Source organism: Yersinia artesiana, from assembly GCF_902726545.1.
GTDB lineage: Bacteria > Pseudomonadota > Gammaproteobacteria > Enterobacterales > Enterobacteriaceae > Yersinia > Yersinia artesiana.
The window spans coordinates 1-18,950 of sequence record NZ_CACVAD010000056.1 but is presented as its reverse complement, the minus strand read 5'-3'; the positions used below and the strand labels follow the sequence as shown (position 1 = coordinate 18,950).

Here is an 18,950-nt window from a genome sequence, read left to right as displayed (position 1 = left end):
CCCGAGAGATAGAACACACTTTACTCAAACTTCGATAATTGAGGGATGTAAATATATCTGAAGGAAATTCTAAATTTAAAATATTTATTTCATTTATCAACATAAACCTCTCACCTATGAATAATACAGATTATAAAAGATGGCCTCAACCATTGAAAATTCAATATAGCAATTAAACAACACTGAGAAGTAAAAGTATATGGGAATACTACCACCAACCTTGTCGGATTTTTCTCACAGCCATTGTAAAAATTCTTTGTCATAAAAGGGATATTGCATTTGTCACCATATGAGATTATTAACTCAGACGCTGTGACCGTCTTTTTATATTCCCTTTGGGGACAATAGATTACCTTGATTTAAAACGGCGACTAACATTATTGAACATATCAAAGTAGATGAATACTTTTTCAAATTTACTGATATCAATATCCCCATTGATAACACGGATAATCGATAAGAATTTTTTATTAATTTACAAAATTGAGCAGAAAAAACAAATCCACACATTTATTATGGGTTATATGCCGTCTGCCAGTATAGCTTGCCAACTCACAGGAAAGATAATCGTTTTGATAGCTTAGAAATAAAAAATCGATCGGTGATACCAATCAAATTTATTTATGCAATATAAATCCGAGGAGGAGGGTCGCCCCTTCCCCTGTCAGATTAAGGTGACGATAACGTGGAAATAGTATTGGATAATACAATCATCGCCATTGCCAGGCTCAAGAAACGCCGGCCAAAACGATCATCATTAGGCCCAATCAATGACGTTCCCGGCATGGTATTAATATGATCTTTAAGCATCATCACTGAACCTGGTAATACTTCTGTCGGTAATGGTAGGCAACAAGAGAATGAATCCCGATGAGCTTACTGGAGTCAGTGATTCGGGGCAGTGAACGTCACTAACCCCTGCAATTTCAAGAACAAAGAGGCGCTGGCAACTCAATATTGCTTTCGGCCAATGACCCCATATTGTTATACATCGCGCAGGCCGCATCCACTAAGTGCATGGCAAGTGCTGCGCCGCTGCCCTCACCTAATCGCATGCCCATCTGCAAATAGGGTTCCAATTGCAGATGGTTCAGTGCGATAACCGCGCCTTTTTCTGCCGATAGATGAGATGGAATCAAGTAATCACGCACTTTGGGTTCGATACGGCAAGCAGCCAATGCAGAAGCATAGGAGAGAAAACCATCCAACACCACCGGCAAGCCCGCGGCGGCCGCGCCTAACATCACTCCGGTCATACCCACCAGATCAAAACCACCGACTTTTGCCAACACATCAATACCATCACTGGCATCTGGCTGATTGGTTTCAATTGCGCGCCGCACGACGGCCACTTTGTGATGTAATTGCTCGCTGGGGAAATTAGCCCCGATCCCCACTGCCAACGCCGGATCGCTGTCGGTAAACACACTGACCATCGCCGCTGCAGGGGTGGTATTCGCCATCCCCAACTCACCCACGCCAAACACTTTCACGCCTTCAGCCGCCTGCCGTAATGTCAACATCGCGCTGGCAACCAGTAAATCCTCAGCCTGTTGGCGAGTCATAGCTGCGCCACGGGCGATATTGCCACTGCCGCGCGCCACTTTCATATCCACTACACCGGGCAGCGTATCGCTATCGATACCCACATCCACTATTTTGACTTCAGCACCGGCGTTGGCCGCCAATACACAAACGCCAGTAACCCCTTTCACCATATTCAATGCCTGAACCATCGTCACGACACGGGGAGAGATAGCAACACCTTCGTCGTAAACACCATGGTCAGCCGCCATAACAATGATTTGTTTGCGATCAACCTGATGCCCATATAAACCGCGCATTCCCGCTAATTGAACCGCCAACTGCTCCAAACGCCCCAGACTGCCCTGCGGTTTTAGCAAACCATCCAGCCGTGTTTTAGCTCGGGCCATCGCTTTGCTATCCAGTGGAGCAATGGTGCGCAGAATTGATGAAAGTGTTTGCATCTATTTAACCTCGTAGTGCAGGCTGCCAGACAGCCCGGCTGTTGAACGCACGCAACGTGACAAACCCATCATGGATCTCCAACACGCTGTATGCCCCCTGCTCAAAATGAAAATGCCACATGGCGGCGGCTGGCATCGCCAGTAAACGCGCCAGCATCAGGCTTAATACTCCCTGATGGGCAACCAGTAGTTGATTGTTATCGTGACTGTTTGTTTCATGACGATTTGTTTGGTGACTGCGGGTTGAAAGCAGTGACTGAACGACGCTTTCGACTCGGTTTGAAAACTGAATAAAAGACTCCCCGCCAGTGGGACTGGCCTGCTGCCAGTCTGCCACCCATGCGGCCCATGCATCAGGGTCTTCACGCTGTAAATCATGGTGATGACGCATTTCCCACTCACCAAAATTCATTTCATTTAATTGGTCATTAATGCCCGCATTTAGGGGATGCCCCGCCAGCACGATATCGGCAGTATGCCGCGCACGTAGCAACTGACTACTGACACCATCAGCAAACGCCACATCCGCCAGCCAACTCGCGACATCACCGGCCTGTTCGACGCCAAGTGGCGTTAACGCCACATCGGTCAAGCCGCAAAAAACACCGCGCAAATTGGCTTCGGTTTGCCCATGGCGCACCAGAAAAAGTCGCATAGAATGGCTCATCAAAAGTGTTCGAAAACAGGTCGTATTACAGCAACGCCAGTAGGAATACCAACTCACCCACTTCGGCCGCCGCGCCCAGCGTGTCACCGGTTTGCCCGCCCAGACGGCGGCGCAGGTAGGTTGCCAATAATGCCACCACCACCATGCTAATCACCAACGCCAACAGCCCTGCGCCCTGACCAAGTAATAGCGTTAATATCGCGCCACCGGCCAAGGTGGCAAGTGTTTGTTTCCCTGTCACTTTACCGATGTAAATGTTGCCTAATCCATTACCTTCGCGCGCATAACGTTGGCGATACATCAACAGCACAATCACTGTGCGCCCGGCCACTGAGGCGGCGGTGAGCATCAGTAGCATCGGTGCATCACGCAGCGCCAACTCACTGACCACCAGCACTTTCGCCACCACGATAAATATCAACGCCAAACCGCCGTTAGTACCGAGGCGGCTGTCGCGCATGATTTCCAGCATTTGCTCGCGCTTGCGGGCAGAAAACACCCCATCACAGGTATCTGCCAGCCCGTCGAGATGAAAAGCACCGGTAACCAGTGCCAACGCCAGGACATATCCCAACGCCGCCAATGGCACACCGCACCACGGAGCCAGCAGAGTGAAAATCACCCCACCGATCACCCCAACAATCAGGCCGATAAAGGGGAAACCGATAATACCGCGCTCGTAGTTATCCAGCGCTAGCCCTTGCGTCCAGCGCTCTGGCACTGGAATACGGGTCATAAACTGCAATGTTGCGAGAAATAGACGCAGGCTCATTTAATCTTGACCTCAATACCCGAAACCACTAAAAACACCTCATCAGCCGCCGCGGCCAATCGCTGATTGACTCGTCCGGCAATATCGCGAAAATGCCGCGCCAGGCGATTCTCCGGTACGATCCCCATGCCCAGCTCATTGGTCACCAGATAAACAGGCGCACTACTGCGAGCACAAGCTGCCAACAACTCGGTAATTTGCTGCGAAATACCCTCTTCAAGCGCGGTAAAATCCATCTGTTCCGCTGGCGTATCCCCCGCCAGTTCAAACAGCAAATTGGTAATCAGTGTGGTAATGCATTCCAACATAACGGCTTCGCCGGGTTCGACGTGCTTTTCCAGCACCACTCCGAGATCACGATAGCCTTCCCAGGTACGCCAATGCGCCGGGCGGCTGGCACGGTGTAATGCCACCCGCTCTGCCATTTCCGCATCTGTTACCACTGAGGTCGCAATGTAAAATACCCGTTCGGCCGCTTGTGCTGCCAAACGTTCGGCCAATGAACTCTTGCCACTGCGCGCCCCTCCGGTAATCAAAATCACTGTGCGCGCTCCTGTTGGTGCTGTTTCATTAGTTTGAAAATCCTATCAATATCAATATGCTCGCGCATCTGTGCTGCCAGAATATCGAACTGTTGCTGTTTATGTTCAGCATAATTCACTGTCACGCCGTCAAAAGCAGCCAGCCCTTTGCGTTGACGCAGGCTATCTAATAGCGCGCGGGTAAAGTGGTGGCTGTCAAATAGCCCGTGGATATAGCTGCCTAATACGCTGCCATCGCCATTCACCGCACCATCCACCCACTGCTCGGCTTGTCCGTTACGTAACGTTAGCTGCGCAAAAGGTATGACATCACGGCCCAGATGGGAGACACCCATATGGATTTCATAACCTTCAAGCGGGTGATCACTACAGTTTTCCAATATGCCTGGCAGGCCAATCTGACAATAACCGCTAACGCGCGTGGTGACTTTATCTGGCGCGAACTCGGTTTCCACATCCAGCAACCCCAAACCATCCATCTGCTCAAGGCCCGACTCCACGCCATCAACAATGCGTTTTCCCAACATTTGATAACCACCGCAAATGCCTATCACCGGCACATTATGTTGATGTAGCTTCAGTAACGCTGCCGCCAGCCCGCCGTGGTGCAGCCATTGCAAATCGCCCAGCGTATTCTTGCTGCCCGGCAAAATAATCAAATCTGGCTGGCCCAACGCCGACAACTGCGATACATAGCGCAGGCGCACATCCGGTTGCGCGGCCAGCGCATTAAAATCAGTAAAGTTAGCGATATGCGGTAAGCGGATCACCGCAATATCCAGTGCCTTTTCTGCCGTATCCTGATATTTGCCATTTTGCAGAGCGACACCATCTTCATCTTCTAAATCTATATCCAGCCACGGCATCACCCCCAGTACCGGGACATGGGTCAGGGCTTCAATCTGTTCCAGGCCAGGGGTCAGCAGTGCGATATCGCCACGAAATTTATTGATTATCACCCCTTTGACGCGGGCTTTTTCATGGGGATGCAACAGCGCCAGAGTGCCATAGATAGAGGCAAACACGCCGCCTCTGTCAATGTCCGCCACCAGCAATACCGGCGCGTCTGCCATTTCAGCCATGCCCATATTGACGATATCGCGGTCACGCAGATTAATTTCTGCCGGGCTGCCCGCACCTTCCAGCACTATGACGTCATATTCGCGTGCCAAACTGTGGTATACCTCGCTGATTTGCTGCTGCAATTGCGGTTTGTACTGATGGTATTCCACCGCATCCATATTGCAGGCCACTTTGCCCATTAAAACCACCTGCGCCTTACGGTCACTGGTGGGTTTGAGCAGCACTGGATTCATGCGCACATCCGGGGCAATTCCGGCCGCTTCGGCCTGAAAAATCTGCGCCCGCCCCATCTCTTCCCCCTGTGGGGTAATGCCCGAATTGAGTGCCATATTCTGCGATTTAAACGGCGCACAGCGATAACCGTCTTGCATAAAGATGCGGCATAGCCCGGCCACTAACACACTTTTACCCACGTCAGATGCCGTGCCCTGCACCATTATCGATAAATTCATCACTGACCGACTCATCGCGCCTCCTCCGTTTCGCGTTGACGCATCAGCGCGAAGAGTTTTTCTTCCGTTTTGCACAGCGGTAAACCCAGCTCACTGTGCATTTTGACCAGCCACGGCTGAACCAGCCCGGCAGCTTGCAGTTTTTCCTGTTGTAGGAACACTGCGGTTGTTTCACCAGCAATCATCAGGTGACCGTGGGATAAGACATAAAGGTAATCACAGACCTTATAAATCAAATCAATATCATGGCTGGAGAGAATAACGCGTTTTCCCTCCGCGACAATACGTTCAATGATAGTAATCATGTGCTGCCGGCCGGCTGGGTCCAATCCGGCAGTGGGTTCATCCAGTAGCAGATACTCTGCCTCCATCACCAGCGCACCGGCAATGGCCACCCGTTTTTTCTGCCCATGACTCAAGTGCTGGATAGATTTATGGCGAAATCCTTGCGCATCGACCAAAGTCAACGCCCGGTCAACCCGCTGCGCAATAATCTCTTCGGGCATCCCCAAATTGCGTAGGCTGAAGGCGATATCACTATCAATATCGGTATAAAAAATCTGCTGTTCCGGATCTTGAAATACCGTGGTGACACGCTGGCGCAATTCACGTAAGTGGGCTTTCTTATAACTGAGCGGCTCACCCTGCCACAACACCGCGCCCTGCTGCGGTTGCAAAATACCGGTCAGGTTCATAAATAAGGTGGATTTGCCACAACCATTAGCCCCCAAGACACCGGTGACCGCATGCTGACTGAAATCCAGTGTCAAGTCGTGCAATACCTGCTCTTCCTGATAGCTGAAACCTAACTGCCTGGTGGCTAACATGACATTCTGCCTTACAGGTGGAAATCGCCCTGATAGAGTTTCATATCCAGCGAGATGACCATTTGCTGATAGCGAATCATCACGCGGGTAAATAGCATACCGACCAACATTGCCAGCGAATGGTAGCCGGTACGCAATGAGATATAACCAAATCGCAGAGACTGCGCCTGATGGATCGCGGCGGCCTCCTCAATCAAAATAAAAATAAAGCGCCAGGTCAGCAGGATTTGCTCGGTCAGCAATCGGGGGGCATGGCAGCGCTTCAATATTTGGATAAGCTGCGGGAATGGCGTATTCAGCACAAACCAAAAAGTGGCCGCCAATGCCGCCAAACTGCGCCATAGCGTTTGATTGGCGGTCGTTAATCCGACTCTATCAAGCCCCAGCCACCAATGGCCTATCTGCATACCCCACCACAGGCTCTCCGGTTGGCGCGAGAGTGATATCACAATCGTGACCAACCCCACCAACAGGAAAGAGAGCGGTATTGCCAGCCAGCGTAAATAACGACGCGGCCCCACCCGCAACAGATAACATGTCAGGGCGGCGATAAACACCAAGAGCAGCGCCTGATACATCGGCGGGCTAAGCATGGCGGCCAACAGGAAAACGGCATATAGCACCAATTTTCCCATTGGATCGGCCTGTCGCCAGCGGCTTTGATAACTTAGTTTATCAATCCCCAGCATGCTCACCGCGTTTCCCCCGGTAATAGCCCAAGATATAGAAAATCACCGCCGCCCCAATGGAACCTTGTAGGGTAAACAGCAGGCTTTCAATTTCACCACTAGCGGGTTCATATAACGGCGTGAACCACGGCTGATAATGAGGTGCGGTAGTCTGAATCAGCGTTTCGGCTTCACCATCTGAGCCACCATATTCACCGCCGTGATTAATAAAGAACGGCATTATGACCAGAGCGATCACCATCGCCAGCAAAATAAGCGTCTTTTTCATGTTAGTGAGTCCCTGCGTGGATTAACTGGCGTTTGGTTAATTGGTCGTAAATCATCACTGTCAGTAAGCCTTCAGCGATGGCTATCGGGATCTGGGTAATGCAGAACACCCCCATAAACTTGATAATCGAACCGCTGACACCAAATTGCGGGTCAGGGAAAGCCAGACCAAGCTGTACCGAGGTGACAAAATAAGTGGTTAAATCTGCGAGCATGGCGCAAAGAAATACCCCGACGTCGCGGCGCAATCCCGCTTTACAGGCCAACTTCCACACCAGATAACCCACTACTGGCCCAATAACCGCCATTGACATGCCGTTAGCACCCAAGGTTGTCAGGCCGCCGTGCGCCAGTAATAATGCCTGGAACAACAACACAATAGCCCCCAACACCGCCACCACGACCGGCCCAAACAGAATAACTGCTAGCCCGACACCAGTCGGATGCGAACAACTACCGGTCACCGATGGAATTTTCAGTGCCGATAACACGAAAATAAAAGCACCGCACAGCGCTAACAGGACTTTTTGATTGCTGTCTTCAGCGACAATCTGTTTCAAACGAACCAGCCCCATAAACAAACACGGCAGGAACAGTATCCACCAGGCCAGCGCCCACATCGGCGGCAAAAAACCTTCCATAATGTGCATGGCAAAAACATCATTCGGGGCAATCGTTAGCAGGATTGCCATCGCAACGCCGCTGAGCGAAAGTTTCTTTAACTGTCTTTCCATTTCCATGAGTGACTCCAATAACGTTAAGCATCTAAGTGAAAACTAGATAACCATCTGTTTTTAAATAACTCGTTGCTGTTTATTGACTAAAATGGTCGAGAAATAGGGCAATGGCTGGTCAGCAGCCAGGGTATCCAACTGACGCCAGCACACCTCGCCGGGTAATGAGGCTTCCGACATCAACAGCGCGTGCGGGAACAGGTTTAACCGGCCCAATAGCGCCTGAATTTGTGCAAAGCGGCCATATACTTTCATCAGCACCACGCAGTCGTGGTCTTGCAACGCGCGCTCCAGCTCGGCTTCTGGGGCGGTGCAAGACATAACCGCCAGCGATTGTTGCTCCATCGCCAAGGGCAATGCGGCGCGTGAGGCAATAGCGGCAAAGGAAGTGACACCGGGGACAATTTCCAGCCAATCTGGCCGACCAATACGTTCTAGCAAAAATACCCACGTGCTAAATAACATAGCGTCGCCGAGGGTGATAAAACCCACCTGACGGCCCTGCGCAACTTCCGCTTGCAGCTGTTGTGCCACCTCATCCCACACCGCCTGCTTTTCGCTGTCATCGGCGCTCATCGGGAAATGGCAGGTGCGGACTTCGGTGTTAGGTGATAAATATTCGCGCACAATTGACAGTGCCAGGCTGTCACCGCCTTTACGCCCTGCCGGGGCATACAGCACATCCAGTTTGGCTATCAGCCGCGCCGCCCGCACGGTGATTAAATCGCTGGCTCCAGGGCCAACACCCAATGCATAAAGTCTGCCGCTCATTACGCTGCCTCCTGCTGTTTTTGCTGCAAGGCACTCGCCAGATGCTGAACAAACATCTGGCGAATCAACGGGTTCTCTCCCAATCCTTGCAGCCATGATTGCGCACTGATACCCGCGGCTTCCAGTTGTGAGCGCCATGAATCCGGCTCTTCAGAAGCCATATCATTGATGGCGTGATCACCGGCCACCAGCATCAATGGCATCAGATGCACTTTGCGCACCCCCTGCTGCTGTAAGCGGCTAATGATATGGCCGATTTCCGGATAACTTTCCACCGCACCAACCAAAGCAGGAAAATTGAGAGAGGTCATTAAATGGTCAAGGCAGGCATAAGCAGAAAAGGCGAAGTGACTGGCTCCGTGGCCCATAAATACCACCCGCTCATCCGCCGCCAGCGGGGGCATTTGTGTTTGCAGTGCCGCCAGCAATTGCTGGTAATCGGCAAAGCTGCTTAACAGTGGTGTGCCCAATACCAGATGATGAAAACAGTCGCTAAAACCGCGCACTTCAGTAGCGATTTTTTCGTATTCATCGCCATTAATCACATGCAGTGATTGGATAGCCACATCTTGATAACCCTGTTCAGCCAGTAGTTTCAGTGCTTCTCGCGGGTTATTGATCAACAAACCGTCGCGTTGACGTAGCTTGCGAATGATCATTTCTGAGGTAAAGGCGCGGAACACATCGCGATCGCTATAAGCCGCCGATAGCTGTTGCTCACAAGCTTCAATGTTCTTTTGGCGGGTGTGTTCATAACTGGTGCCGAAACTGATCACCAACAGTGCTTTTTTCATTTTATTGTCCTCGTTGTTCTCGCCAGTGGATCAGATTGCTGCCAGTGCATCAGATGTCGGGTAAATTCATCCAATGAAGTCACTTGTTGCCCAAGACCGCCCAACACCACGGCGGCCGGACGGCGCACCACAATGCAGGGAATATTCAGCGCCAGACAGGGAGCCACTTTTTCCTGGTAGCCACCTTGTGCGCCAGACTCCTTGGTGATAACCACATCGGGCTGGCAAAACTCATACAACGCATGATTGAATTGCGCGCTGAATGGCCCACGCAGTGCGATAATATTGTCTACCCCCAACCCCAGCGCTTCACATTGGCTCAGCACCTCAGCCGTTGGCAGCACGCGCGCTAACAAGGTTTTACCGGTCAGCCGCTGTTGATACTCCGCCAACTGCTTGCTGCCGGTGGTCAAGAGCACGCGCGGCCCCAAGCCTTGCGCCACGGCGCACGCTGCCGCTGCACTGTCTACTTTGTAGAGCTGCGGATGATGAATAGCGTCAATTTCACTCGGGCGCTGATAACGCGTCAGTAGCACTTGGGATTGCCCGCAAGCGGCGGCCACATTGTCACTGAGCAGGTCGGCGTAGGGGTGTGAAGCATCAACCACCCACTGCACCTGTCTGGTGATAAGAAAATCGGCCATTTGCGCTGCATCCATCCGCCCGACCAATATCTCGCCGCCAATATCGCCCACCAGTTGTTTGCCCGCATCGGTAGCGACCGACAGGCTGTAGCGCTCACCAAACTCGTCCAGCAGTTGGCAAATCAGCCGGGCATCACTGGTGCCGCCAAAAATATGAATCGGCGGATGGTCGTGGGTCATAATGAATAGCCCGTCATAATGAATAGCCCCGTGGCGTTATCATCAGTCCATTGCGGCAATAAGTGGCCTGATTGCCAACAATCACCAAACTGGTCATATCCACCGGTTCAAAATCCATATCACCTATTGTGGTTAGCCATTTTTCCTGTTTTTTGCGCCCTGCCGCCTTCACCACCCCCACCGGCGTTGCGGCTTTCTTCCACGGCTGCATCAGCTCGAACGCCCGTGCTAAATGCCCTTCGCGGCCACGGCTGCGCGGGTTATAGAAGCAGATAACAAAATCGGCTTGTGCCGCCGCGATAATGCGTTTTTCAATCACTTCCCACGGCGTCATCAAATCACTCAGGCTGATATGACAAAAGTCATGCATCAGCGGTGCGCCGAGCAATGAGGCCGCCGCGATACTGGCGGTGATACCGGCTACCAACCGCACTTCCAGTTCCAACTGTTGCTGTGTGACCAGCTCCAGCACCAAGCCCGCCATGCCGTAAATACCGGCATCGCCACTGCTAATAAGCGCCACGTTATGACCGGCCAGTGCCAGGTCAATCGCCGCCTGACAGCGCTCAATCTCTTTACACATGCCGGTTTTGATCACCTGTTTATCCAGGGTCATGGATTTGACCAGATGGGTATAGGTTTTGTAACCGACAATAATTTCTGCGTCGCGAATCGCGGCGATAGCGTCCTGCGTCATCATTGATTCACTGCCTGGCCCAATGCCAATCACGGTTAACATTAATGCGATACTCCCAGAGTGATGGTGACGCCCTGCTGACGCAGAGTATTGCCAACCAATTTACCGTCGCTCATCAGCCAGGCGACCGGTTGTGAAACGCTGCCGACGCCCACCGTTTGGCGGACAAAATCAGAAGCAGGGAAACGTTGTTCATGGCGGCTAAGTTCGTCGACGCTGAACAGTTCGAACGGGACTCGCCAGCATTGAGCCAATTGGTGCAGCGCCGGTTCATCTTTTTTGATAGTGACGCTGCCAATCGCTCGCAATGCCATGATGTCAAAATGATTTTCGGCCATTTGCTGTTGCAGCAATTCAACCAGCGTTTGCAGCGAGGTGGCACGGCGACACCCAATTCCCGCCACTACCCGGCGCGGCACCAGCTTATAAACTGGCAACGTCGCCAGTTGATCAGCGGGCAGCGGCAGAGTGTCGCGCAACGTGATGCACACCAAGGCGTCCAGTGGGGGGAGTTGCGCCAAACTAAGTTGCTCCAAACAATCAACCGGCACGAACCCGCGCGTGTCGCAGCGCTCACGTTCCGCAAACAGCGGAGTGTCCCACCACAGCCCGACTTTCTGGTTACTGACCAACATTTGATTGACCACTTTGACCGCGTGGCGGAAATCTTGCATTTCGGCATCCAGTTGGGTTGCCAGTGTGTCCAGCGCCGCCATCTCGTTGACATCGGTGGCGGTGGTTATCACCGGGTCAGCCCCCAAAATGCCAGCCAGATAACGGGTTAGCGTATTCGCCCCTCCCACATGGCCCGACAGCAAACTGACGACGTGTTGCCCGCGCTCATCAATCACCACCACCGCTGGGTCGGTCATTTTGTCATTTACCAGTGGCGCGATAACCCGCACCGTCAGGCCAATCGCCCCGACCACCACCAATGCTGAATACTGTTTAAATGCTTCACGAAGGGTGTCGCCAAAACTGCCGTTAAAGGGCAAAAAACCCTCTTCCAGCAATTTGTCACTGGTAAAACAGGTCAGCGGCAAATGAGTTTGCAGGCGTCGCGCCAGCCGCACACCACCGGGTGTCAGGCAAAATACCGCGATGGATTCAGGCTTGACGATATTCATGACTAAACCCCGCATCATAGAGTTTGGAATAGTGGTATTCATCACCGAGGAATGCCCCCACCAAAATCAGAGCAGTTTTATGAATGGCTGCCGCGCGAACCAACTCGGCGATATCCGCCAGTGTGCCTCGGACTGTGCGGCTTTCAGCCCAAGTTGCTTTGTATACCACTGCGACTGGCGTATGCGCGGGGTAACCACCGGCGATTAAGCGATCGGCCACTCGGTCCATTTCCTGTACCGACAAGAAAATAGCCATTGAAGTTTGATGAGCGGCAAAAGCTTCCAGTTGTTCCAGTGGCGGCATCGGCGTGCGCCCCTCGATACGGGTGATAATCAAGCTTTGCGCCACTTTAGGTACGGTGTATTCCACCCCTAGTTGTGCCGCTGCGCCCAAGAAAGCACTGACACCGGGTACTGACACAAAGCCGATGCCGTGTTCGCCCAAGACTTCGCCCTGTTCACGAATCGAGCCATACAAAGAGAGATCACCGGTTTGTAACCGCACCACCAGCTTGCCCGCACGCACACCATCCACCATCAGTGTGATGATTTGTTCCAAATTTAATCCCGCGCTGTCGTGACATTCAGCCTCGGCAGAGCAATATTCCAACAGCTCAGTATTGATAAGTGATCCGGCATAGATAACCACCTGTGCCTGTTGCAGCAAGCGGTAACCTTTTAGCGTGATCAGCTCTTTGTCACCCGGCCCAGCACCAACAAACCAGACTTTTTGCGTATCCCATGTTGGTGTAACAGGTGAGTGTGTAACAGGTGCTGATACGGCATTAGGATGCTCAGACATTGCTCGCCTCCTTGTGGCAGGAAATAAGATAAGTAGGATTATTCGGTTTAAAATAGTACCCGCTACCCAGAGGGGTCAGAGTAGAAAGTTGCAATTGCACACAATCCAACTCGCTAACGACGCAGGTCTGTAAATGGCTTAATGCTTCATTGAGGTTATTGAGCAAAATAAAGGTCAATACCAGGCGGCCACCGGGATTTAGCATTATCAATGACCAGTCGATAAGGTCGGTCAGATGGCCGCCACTGCCACCAATAAAAATGGCATCGGCTTTATCGGATAATGGTAAAGGAGCCACTCCGGCAATAATCTCTACCTTGCGACACCCTAGCCGCTGGCGGTTTTCATGAATTAACTCAAGTGCTACCGGATTCCGTTCAATCGCCGTCACCCGTAAATCAGGAAAACGCAAAGCCGCTTCCAACGCCACACTGCCAGTACCCGCCCCCACATCAATCAAGTGAGTCGCATCTGACAAACTCAGCCGTTCCAGTGCCAATACTCGCACCGCTTCTTTGGTCATCGGGACTTTTTGCCCACGCAGGAACAGCTCATCTTTCATTGAGGATCACCACCACATTCATGTCATAGCGGGCCGCCACTTGCGCTGCTGGTAGGCGATAAATTCGTTCGTTGGGTTGCGAGAGGTTTTCACCAATAATCAAGGTACGAGACAGACCACGTTGCTGTAGCGCATCAGCAATAGCTCTTGGGCCAATAATGCCGTCGGTCACCATCGCTACTTTGTCGTGCTGGAAGATCCAGTCAAAATCGGGTTCACGACCATGACTGCTGGTAAGAAAGAGGTCGTTCATATCCAGTGCAGCTTTGGCGCACAAATATTGAATCGCGCTAATGCCAGGCACGATATGCAACTCCTCAGCGCTGAAGTTCGCTGCCAGCAATTTGCCGATGCCATACAGCAAAGGATCTCCCGAGGCCAGCACCACAATGGCGCGATGCTTATTGCTATCCAGCCACTCCAATAGCCCTAATAGATCAGCATCTAACAAGCGCGACTCTTTACTATCGCAGCTCAATGTCTCCAGATGGCGCTTACCGCCAACCAGAACTTCGGCGCGTTCGATAGCCCGTCGAGCTGCGGGTGTCAGATAATCAACATCACCAGGGCCAATCCCCACCACCGTAATCATCGTAACGCCTCCACAATCTCATCCAGTGACCGGTTGCTACCCAGCACCTGATTATCAAAAGAGAATAAAATGGCGTCGCACTGTGGTGGATTAACCGAGAAACGCATCATCTCAGCGATACGCTCGCAGATACGCTCGCAGATACGCGAATAGACGCCCTGCCAACCCTGCTCGGCAATTAGCTCCATGGCCGCTTCCGTGGTATCACACTGATTAACTTCAAGTAATAGCGCATGGGGTGCACCCATTAAGGCCAAATGCGCCACCAGCGTCTCCATACGTCCATCAGCAATATGGCTGTGGGTATGGAAGATACCGGCGGCCACTTTGACCAATTTGCCCGGATGCCCCACTAACAAAACGCGGCGGAACCCCAAGCGCACGGTTTCTTGCAGCATATAGCCGACAAAATTACTCATGGTGACCACCCGTTGGCTATCCAGCCCCAGGTGGTCGCGGACAAAGCGCTCGCCGTGATTACCCGGCACCAAAATGACGCGATCAACACCTGCTGCCCGCTTCATTTCCAGCTCCAGCGCCAATGAGCGTTTCCAGCTCTCCTCTGACATCGGCGTCACAATACCGGTAGTACCGATGATGGAAATCCCACCCAGAATCCCCAGCCGCCCGTTGTAGGTTTTCTTCGCTCGTTCCTCGCCTTCCGGCGCAAAGATTTCGACTTCTGCGCCACGCAATGGGCCGATGACTTCACGCACTGCGGCTTCGATGGTTTGGCGCGGAGTGCGGTTAATGGCGCTGCTGCCGACCGGCAACCCAATTCCTTTGCGGGTAACAGTTCCCACTCCTTCGCCGCCTCGCAGAGTAATGTCGGTCTGTTCGGTGAGGGTCACGCGGGCAAAAATCAGCATGCCGTGGGTAGCATCAACATCATCGCCGCCATCTTTGCGGATTGCGGCGGTGGCTTGCTGACCTTCAATCAACGGCTGCTCAACATTCAGACACAAGGTGATGCCGGAAGGCGTCACAATAGAAATTTGATCAATCACTTGCTGACGCAACACCATCAGCGCCGCCACTTTGGCCGCCGCCGTGGCACAGGAACCGGTGGTATAGCCTTTACGGTATTGCTTGCCGTTGTGCCAAATGCTGTCTAATTGCTGGTTTTGCCGCGCAATATCATCATTTACAGGGCTATCACTGACCAGACCGTCGCTCATAGCGCCCCCCGTAGTTGCGTCCTTTGTAACTGATAGAGGATGGCGTTGATAATGGCTGCCGCCACGTTACTGCCCCCTTTGCGCCCCAGCGCGGCAATGCACGGCAAACCACTTGCCACCAACGCATCTTTGGATTCCGCCGCACCAACAAACCCCACCGGCACGCCGATGACCGCCACCGGGGACGCTTGCCGTTCTAGCAAACGGAATAACGCCGTCGGCGCATTGCCGAACACAAACATTTTTTCGCCCGGCTCCGCCAACGCCACATCTACCGCGGCCATCGAGCGGGTAATTCCCTGTATCGGCGCACTCTCTACCACGCGCGGATCACTGATATAGCAGCGACACTCGCATCCCATCTGCTTTAACAGTGTTTTGTTAATGCCCGACATCGCCATAGTGGTGTCGGTGTACAACGTGCATCCCCGACGTAAACCCTCAGCAATACGGGTCAGCACCTCCGGCGAGAAATGCAGAATATCCAGCCAGTCAAAATCCGCTGTGGTGTGGATAACCCGCTTGACAACCGCCTCGTGCATCGCACTGGCAAACCGAGTCTCTGGCCGCTCAGCGGCGATAATATCGCCAATAATAACGAAGCTATTTTTCTCGATTTCTTGCGGATTTTTTATATAGTTCATGGGGTTATCCTTGTTAAATACCGACCAGCAGCAGACGGGTCAGAGCGAACAATAACAGGGCCAATAGCGACGCCATCATCATCAAATGAATGCTGCGTGGAATATCACTCAGAGCGATGTCACGCCGCTCATCGCCGATCCACGGCTTCTCCACCCGCTCGCCAAAGTAATCATTCGGGCCGCCCAGGCGGATGCCCAGCGCTCCCGCTACCGTGGCTTCCGACCAGGCGCAGTTCGGGCTGGAGTGTTGATAACGGTCGCGCCAGCCAATGCGCAACGCCTGGCGGTAATCGGCCTGAATCAACCAGGCTGCGATACTGAGTAACAGCCAACTGAGGCGTGCAGGAAGCCAATTGGCGGCATCATCCATACGGGCAGAGACATAGCCAATTGCGCGATATTTCGGCGTTTTATATCCCACCATCGAATCAAGGGTATTAACCGCTTTATAAGCCATTGCCAGCGGCGCGCCCCCCAGCATCAGGAAAAACAGCGGAGCAATCACGCCATCGACACTGTTCTCGGCCACGGTCTCTACCACCGCCCGGGTGATTTGTGGTTTCTCCAATTGCGAAGTATCACGCCCAACAATCCATGACAGCTTTTCGCGGCTTTGCGCGAGGGTTCCGTGTTGCAGTGCATCAAAAACCGCTAATGCCGCGTCACTCAAGCAGCGTCCGGCCAGCAAGGTGTAAATCATCCACACTTGCGCTAACCAGCCGAGCCACGGATTAATCTCTGTCATCAGCCATAAAAACCCCCAACTGACGAGCCAGGTAATCCCCACCACCAGTAACCACAGCACCGCCCCCCCCCATTTGAGTGCCCGCTCGCTATGACACACGGCGCGAATGGCTCGCTGCAACAGCGTGATCAGATTACCCATCCAGCGCACCGGATGCGGCCAACGCGGCGGGTCGCCGAGCCAATGGTCCAACAGGAAAGCAACAAACCACGCGCTCAGGGTCATAGCACACTCCGGGCAGCAGTCAGCCAGCCATCCAATAATCCGGGGCGCTGCGCAAAGTGAATATGCAGATAACTGGCCTGAGTCCGTTGCACTTGATAGCCACTGTTCCAGCGCTGAATAACTTCGCCATCGCGCCATTTACTGCTCTCAAAAACAGGTGTCAGTGGGCTGGTAAAATCGGAGTAATGGAACTCATGACCGCGCAGAATTTCGCCGGACGCGGCTAATAATGTGTCGCTGCGGGCCTGTGCCTGACAGTAACCAAAGCGAGTCAGGCGTTTTCCCATCCGGCTTTCTCCGGCTAAAACGCCCACCATCCGCTGGCGCTGCCCGCTTTCATCCGTCAGAGCATCCCCCAAATACATCAAGCCGCCACATTCGGCATACATCGGGATTTGCTGGCGGTGGGCTTGCTGTAACGCCGCATGCATCGCGGTATTCTCTGCTAATGCGCGGCTGTGGATCTCCGGATACCCTCCGCCCAGATAAATCATCTGACAAGCCGGCAGATAGCGGTCATGCAGCGGGCTGAAACGCTGGATGCGCACACCAGCTTGTTCCAGCAAGTCAAGGTTATCGGGGTAGTAAAAATTGAAAGCTTCATCTTCGGCTAAGGCCAATGTCAGCCCGTCGGCCAAAGCTTGAGAAGGCAATGCGGGTGGGGTTCCAGCAGGGCGTTGGGTGCCTGAAGTCAGGGTCAACAAGCGGTCCAGATCGATAAAGGCTTCGACCTGCTGGGCCAATTGTTGCCAGCGTGGTGAGTTATCGGGCTGTTTGGATCGTGCACCGCCACGCTCTTGTGCCGGGATCAGCCCCAAATGGCGTGATGGCAAAGCAACATCGTCCATGACCGGCAAGCGGCCCAAAACCGGAATGCCGCAATAACGTTCGATAGCATGGCGAATAAGTTGATAGTGATTTTCTGAATTGACGCGGTTAACAATCACCCCAGCAATCGTCAGCTTGGGGTCAAACTGGCTAAAGCCCAGCACGGTTGCGGCAACGGATGTCGAAACCGCTTTACCATCCACCAGCAAGATAACCGGGCAGCCTAATTGCTTCGCCATCGCTGCACTGCTGCAATAATCGGGGTCAGTGCCGTAGCCGTCATACAGCCCCATAACACCTTCAATCACCGCCACATCGGCATGGCGCATATGCTGGTTATACAGCCCATTGAGGGTGGCGGGCGGCAACATAAAAGCATCAAGATTGCGTGACGTCACACCACTGACGGCGGTATGCCAGCCCGTATCCAGATAGTCCGGCCCCACTTTGAACGGCTGCACCGACAATCCGCGCGCCATCAGCGCCCGCAAAATACCCAGCGTCACAGTGGTTTTACCACAACCGCTGCCGGTTCCTGCGATGATAAATGCTTGTTTGCCTGAGCATTGCATAAAAAAATCCCGCCATTTCAAGCGGGATATGCAGTGTCAAAAAGGTGCATCTACGCAACGTCACCGCTGCGCGCATCTGATGACAACCCGCTTCCCACCGAAGGAGTTGAAACTCTTGACTGATTTGGCTGGTCTTCTGGCTTAGCGTCACTCTCCCCCGCTACCTTCCCAATCCTATGGATCAGTGGTCTCAGCGGGGTCGTCAGCATCACAGCAGCGGGGGCTGCGGGGGATTGTCACCCCCTTCCCAATCGTGTTATCCACGACATACCTGTTTCAGTATTTAAGTACAGTAGATTCTGTTATTTAATTTCTTATTTCGTTATTTAATTTATCTCTTTATTTACACTGTTATAACAGAGTGTTTATTAATTAGCAGCCAGGTTGGCTTTCCTGAAATTAATATACGCCTTTCTGTTCATAAAAAATGGTTAATTTCATTTTTTTGCGAGGTATTTTTTGGTATCATCACAACAAATAATTGTCATGAAAATAGAACTTAATCACTTAAAAACAACTAGTTATATGATAAATTTCGTTTGAGTCAATAGCAAAAAATTGTCATTAT

The 18,950-nt window shown here is 52.5% G+C and carries 21 protein-coding genes, 1 pseudogene and 1 riboswitch; all 22 genes and pseudogenes read right to left on the bottom strand.

The window, feature by feature from the left end; translation table 11 throughout:
* Nucleotides 1-714: 714 nt before the first annotated feature.
* Nucleotides 715-843 (bottom strand): annotated as a pseudogene (locus tag HU019_RS16900) (purine-nucleoside phosphorylase); the annotation flags it as partial.
* Between the two features lie 83 nt (nucleotides 844-926).
* Entirely contained in the window at nucleotides 927-1,988 is a 1,062-nt protein-coding gene (gene cobT / locus HU019_RS16895; RefSeq protein ID WP_174847317.1) for a nicotinate-nucleotide--dimethylbenzimidazole phosphoribosyltransferase, read from the bottom strand.
* A gap of 4 nt (nucleotides 1,989-1,992) precedes the next feature.
* The gene (locus tag HU019_RS16890; RefSeq protein WP_174847318.1) at nucleotides 1,993-2,643 is read right to left on the bottom strand and encodes an adenosylcobalamin/alpha-ribazole phosphatase; all 651 of its coding nucleotides are present in this window, start codon (nucleotides 2,641-2,643) and stop codon (nucleotides 1,993-1,995) included.
* A 37-nt stretch (nucleotides 2,644-2,680) separates the two neighbouring features.
* Entirely contained in the window at nucleotides 2,681-3,427 is a 747-nt protein-coding gene (gene cobS / locus HU019_RS16885) for an adenosylcobinamide-GDP ribazoletransferase (protein WP_174847319.1), read from the bottom strand.
* A complete protein-coding gene (gene cobU, locus HU019_RS16880) occupies nucleotides 3,424-3,969 on the bottom strand; it encodes a bifunctional adenosylcobinamide kinase/adenosylcobinamide-phosphate guanylyltransferase (RefSeq protein ID WP_174847320.1) in 546 nt (181 codons plus the stop codon). The genes cobS and cobU overlap by 4 nt, the downstream gene beginning before the upstream one ends.
* Nucleotides 3,966-5,504, bottom strand: a complete 1,539-nt coding sequence (locus tag HU019_RS16875) for a cobyric acid synthase (protein WP_174847381.1) — start codon at nucleotides 5,502-5,504, stop codon at nucleotides 3,966-3,968. Before HU019_RS16875 ends, cobU begins: the two co-directional genes overlap by 4 nt.
* 11 nt (nucleotides 5,505-5,515) lie before the next feature.
* Nucleotides 5,516-6,331 carry an ATP-binding cassette domain-containing protein gene (locus HU019_RS16870; RefSeq protein ID WP_174847321.1) on the bottom strand — a complete coding sequence of 272 codons (816 nt, stop codon included), beginning with the start codon at nucleotides 6,329-6,331 and terminating at the stop codon, nucleotides 5,516-5,518.
* 11 nt (nucleotides 6,332-6,342) lie between these two features.
* Nucleotides 6,343-7,020 carry an energy-coupling factor ABC transporter transmembrane protein gene (locus HU019_RS16865; protein ID WP_174847322.1) on the bottom strand — a complete coding sequence of 226 codons (678 nt, stop codon included), beginning with the start codon at nucleotides 7,018-7,020 and terminating at the stop codon, nucleotides 6,343-6,345.
* Nucleotides 7,007-7,288, bottom strand: a complete 282-nt coding sequence (locus HU019_RS16860; protein ID WP_004699340.1) for an energy-coupling factor ABC transporter substrate-binding protein — start codon at nucleotides 7,286-7,288, stop codon at nucleotides 7,007-7,009. The genes HU019_RS16865 and HU019_RS16860 overlap by 14 nt, the downstream gene beginning before the upstream one ends.
* A gap of 1 nt (nucleotide 7,289) precedes the next feature.
* Nucleotides 7,290-8,027, bottom strand: coding sequence for a cobalt ECF transporter S component CbiM (cbiM, locus tag HU019_RS16855; protein ID WP_042548399.1), 738 nt, complete (start codon nucleotides 8,025-8,027; stop codon nucleotides 7,290-7,292).
* Between the two features lie 54 nt (nucleotides 8,028-8,081).
* Nucleotides 8,082-8,792 (bottom strand): cobalt-factor II C(20)-methyltransferase, encoded by a 711-nt coding sequence (locus tag HU019_RS16850; protein WP_050075279.1) that lies wholly within the window; start codon nucleotides 8,790-8,792, stop codon nucleotides 8,082-8,084.
* On the bottom strand, nucleotides 8,792-9,586 hold the full coding sequence (cbiK, locus tag HU019_RS16845) for a sirohydrochlorin cobaltochelatase (protein WP_174847323.1): 795 nt from the start codon (nucleotides 9,584-9,586) through the stop codon (nucleotides 8,792-8,794). Before cbiK ends, HU019_RS16850 begins: the two co-directional genes overlap by 1 nt.
* Nucleotides 9,583-10,410 (bottom strand): cobalt-precorrin-6A reductase, encoded by an 828-nt coding sequence (locus tag HU019_RS16840; RefSeq protein ID WP_174847324.1) that lies wholly within the window; start codon nucleotides 10,408-10,410, stop codon nucleotides 9,583-9,585. Before HU019_RS16840 ends, cbiK begins: the two co-directional genes overlap by 4 nt.
* Nucleotides 10,411-10,423: 13 nt before the next feature.
* Entirely contained in the window at nucleotides 10,424-11,149 is a 726-nt protein-coding gene (locus HU019_RS16835) for a precorrin-3B C(17)-methyltransferase (protein WP_174847325.1), read from the bottom strand.
* Nucleotides 11,149-12,234: a cobalt-precorrin 5A hydrolase gene (gene cbiG, locus HU019_RS16830; protein WP_174847326.1), complete on the bottom strand. Its 1,086-nt coding sequence runs from the start codon at nucleotides 12,232-12,234 to the stop codon at nucleotides 11,149-11,151. The genes HU019_RS16835 and cbiG overlap by 1 nt, the downstream gene beginning before the upstream one ends.
* A complete protein-coding gene (locus HU019_RS16825) occupies nucleotides 12,215-13,036 on the bottom strand; it encodes a cobalt-precorrin-4 methyltransferase (protein WP_174847327.1) in 822 nt (273 codons plus the stop codon). Before HU019_RS16825 ends, cbiG begins: the two co-directional genes overlap by 20 nt.
* Nucleotides 13,029-13,598, bottom strand: coding sequence for a decarboxylating cobalt-precorrin-6B (C(15))-methyltransferase (locus HU019_RS16820; RefSeq protein WP_174847328.1), 570 nt, complete (start codon nucleotides 13,596-13,598; stop codon nucleotides 13,029-13,031). Before HU019_RS16820 ends, HU019_RS16825 begins: the two co-directional genes overlap by 8 nt.
* Complete coding sequence (locus tag HU019_RS16815; protein WP_174847329.1) at nucleotides 13,588-14,190, bottom strand: cobalt-precorrin-7 (C(5))-methyltransferase; 603 nt, start codon at nucleotides 14,188-14,190, stop codon at nucleotides 13,588-13,590. The genes HU019_RS16820 and HU019_RS16815 overlap by 11 nt, the downstream gene beginning before the upstream one ends.
* Nucleotides 14,187-15,368, bottom strand: coding sequence for a cobalt-precorrin-5B (C(1))-methyltransferase CbiD (gene cbiD / locus HU019_RS16810; RefSeq protein WP_174847330.1), 1,182 nt, complete (start codon nucleotides 15,366-15,368; stop codon nucleotides 14,187-14,189). The genes HU019_RS16815 and cbiD overlap by 4 nt, the downstream gene beginning before the upstream one ends.
* Nucleotides 15,365-16,012 carry a cobalt-precorrin-8 methylmutase gene (locus tag HU019_RS16805; protein WP_174847331.1) on the bottom strand — a complete coding sequence of 216 codons (648 nt, stop codon included), beginning with the start codon at nucleotides 16,010-16,012 and terminating at the stop codon, nucleotides 15,365-15,367. Before HU019_RS16805 ends, cbiD begins: the two co-directional genes overlap by 4 nt.
* 13 nt (nucleotides 16,013-16,025) lie before the next feature.
* Nucleotides 16,026-16,982, bottom strand: coding sequence for an adenosylcobinamide-phosphate synthase CbiB (cbiB, locus tag HU019_RS16800; RefSeq protein WP_174847332.1), 957 nt, complete (start codon nucleotides 16,980-16,982; stop codon nucleotides 16,026-16,028).
* On the bottom strand, nucleotides 16,979-18,382 hold the full coding sequence (locus HU019_RS16795) for a cobyrinate a,c-diamide synthase (RefSeq protein ID WP_174847333.1): 1,404 nt from the start codon (nucleotides 18,380-18,382) through the stop codon (nucleotides 16,979-16,981). The genes cbiB and HU019_RS16795 overlap by 4 nt, the downstream gene beginning before the upstream one ends.
* A gap of 109 nt (nucleotides 18,383-18,491) precedes the next feature.
* Nucleotides 18,492-18,672, bottom strand: a riboswitch (cobalamin riboswitch).
* Between the last annotated feature and the right edge of the window lie 278 nt (nucleotides 18,673-18,950).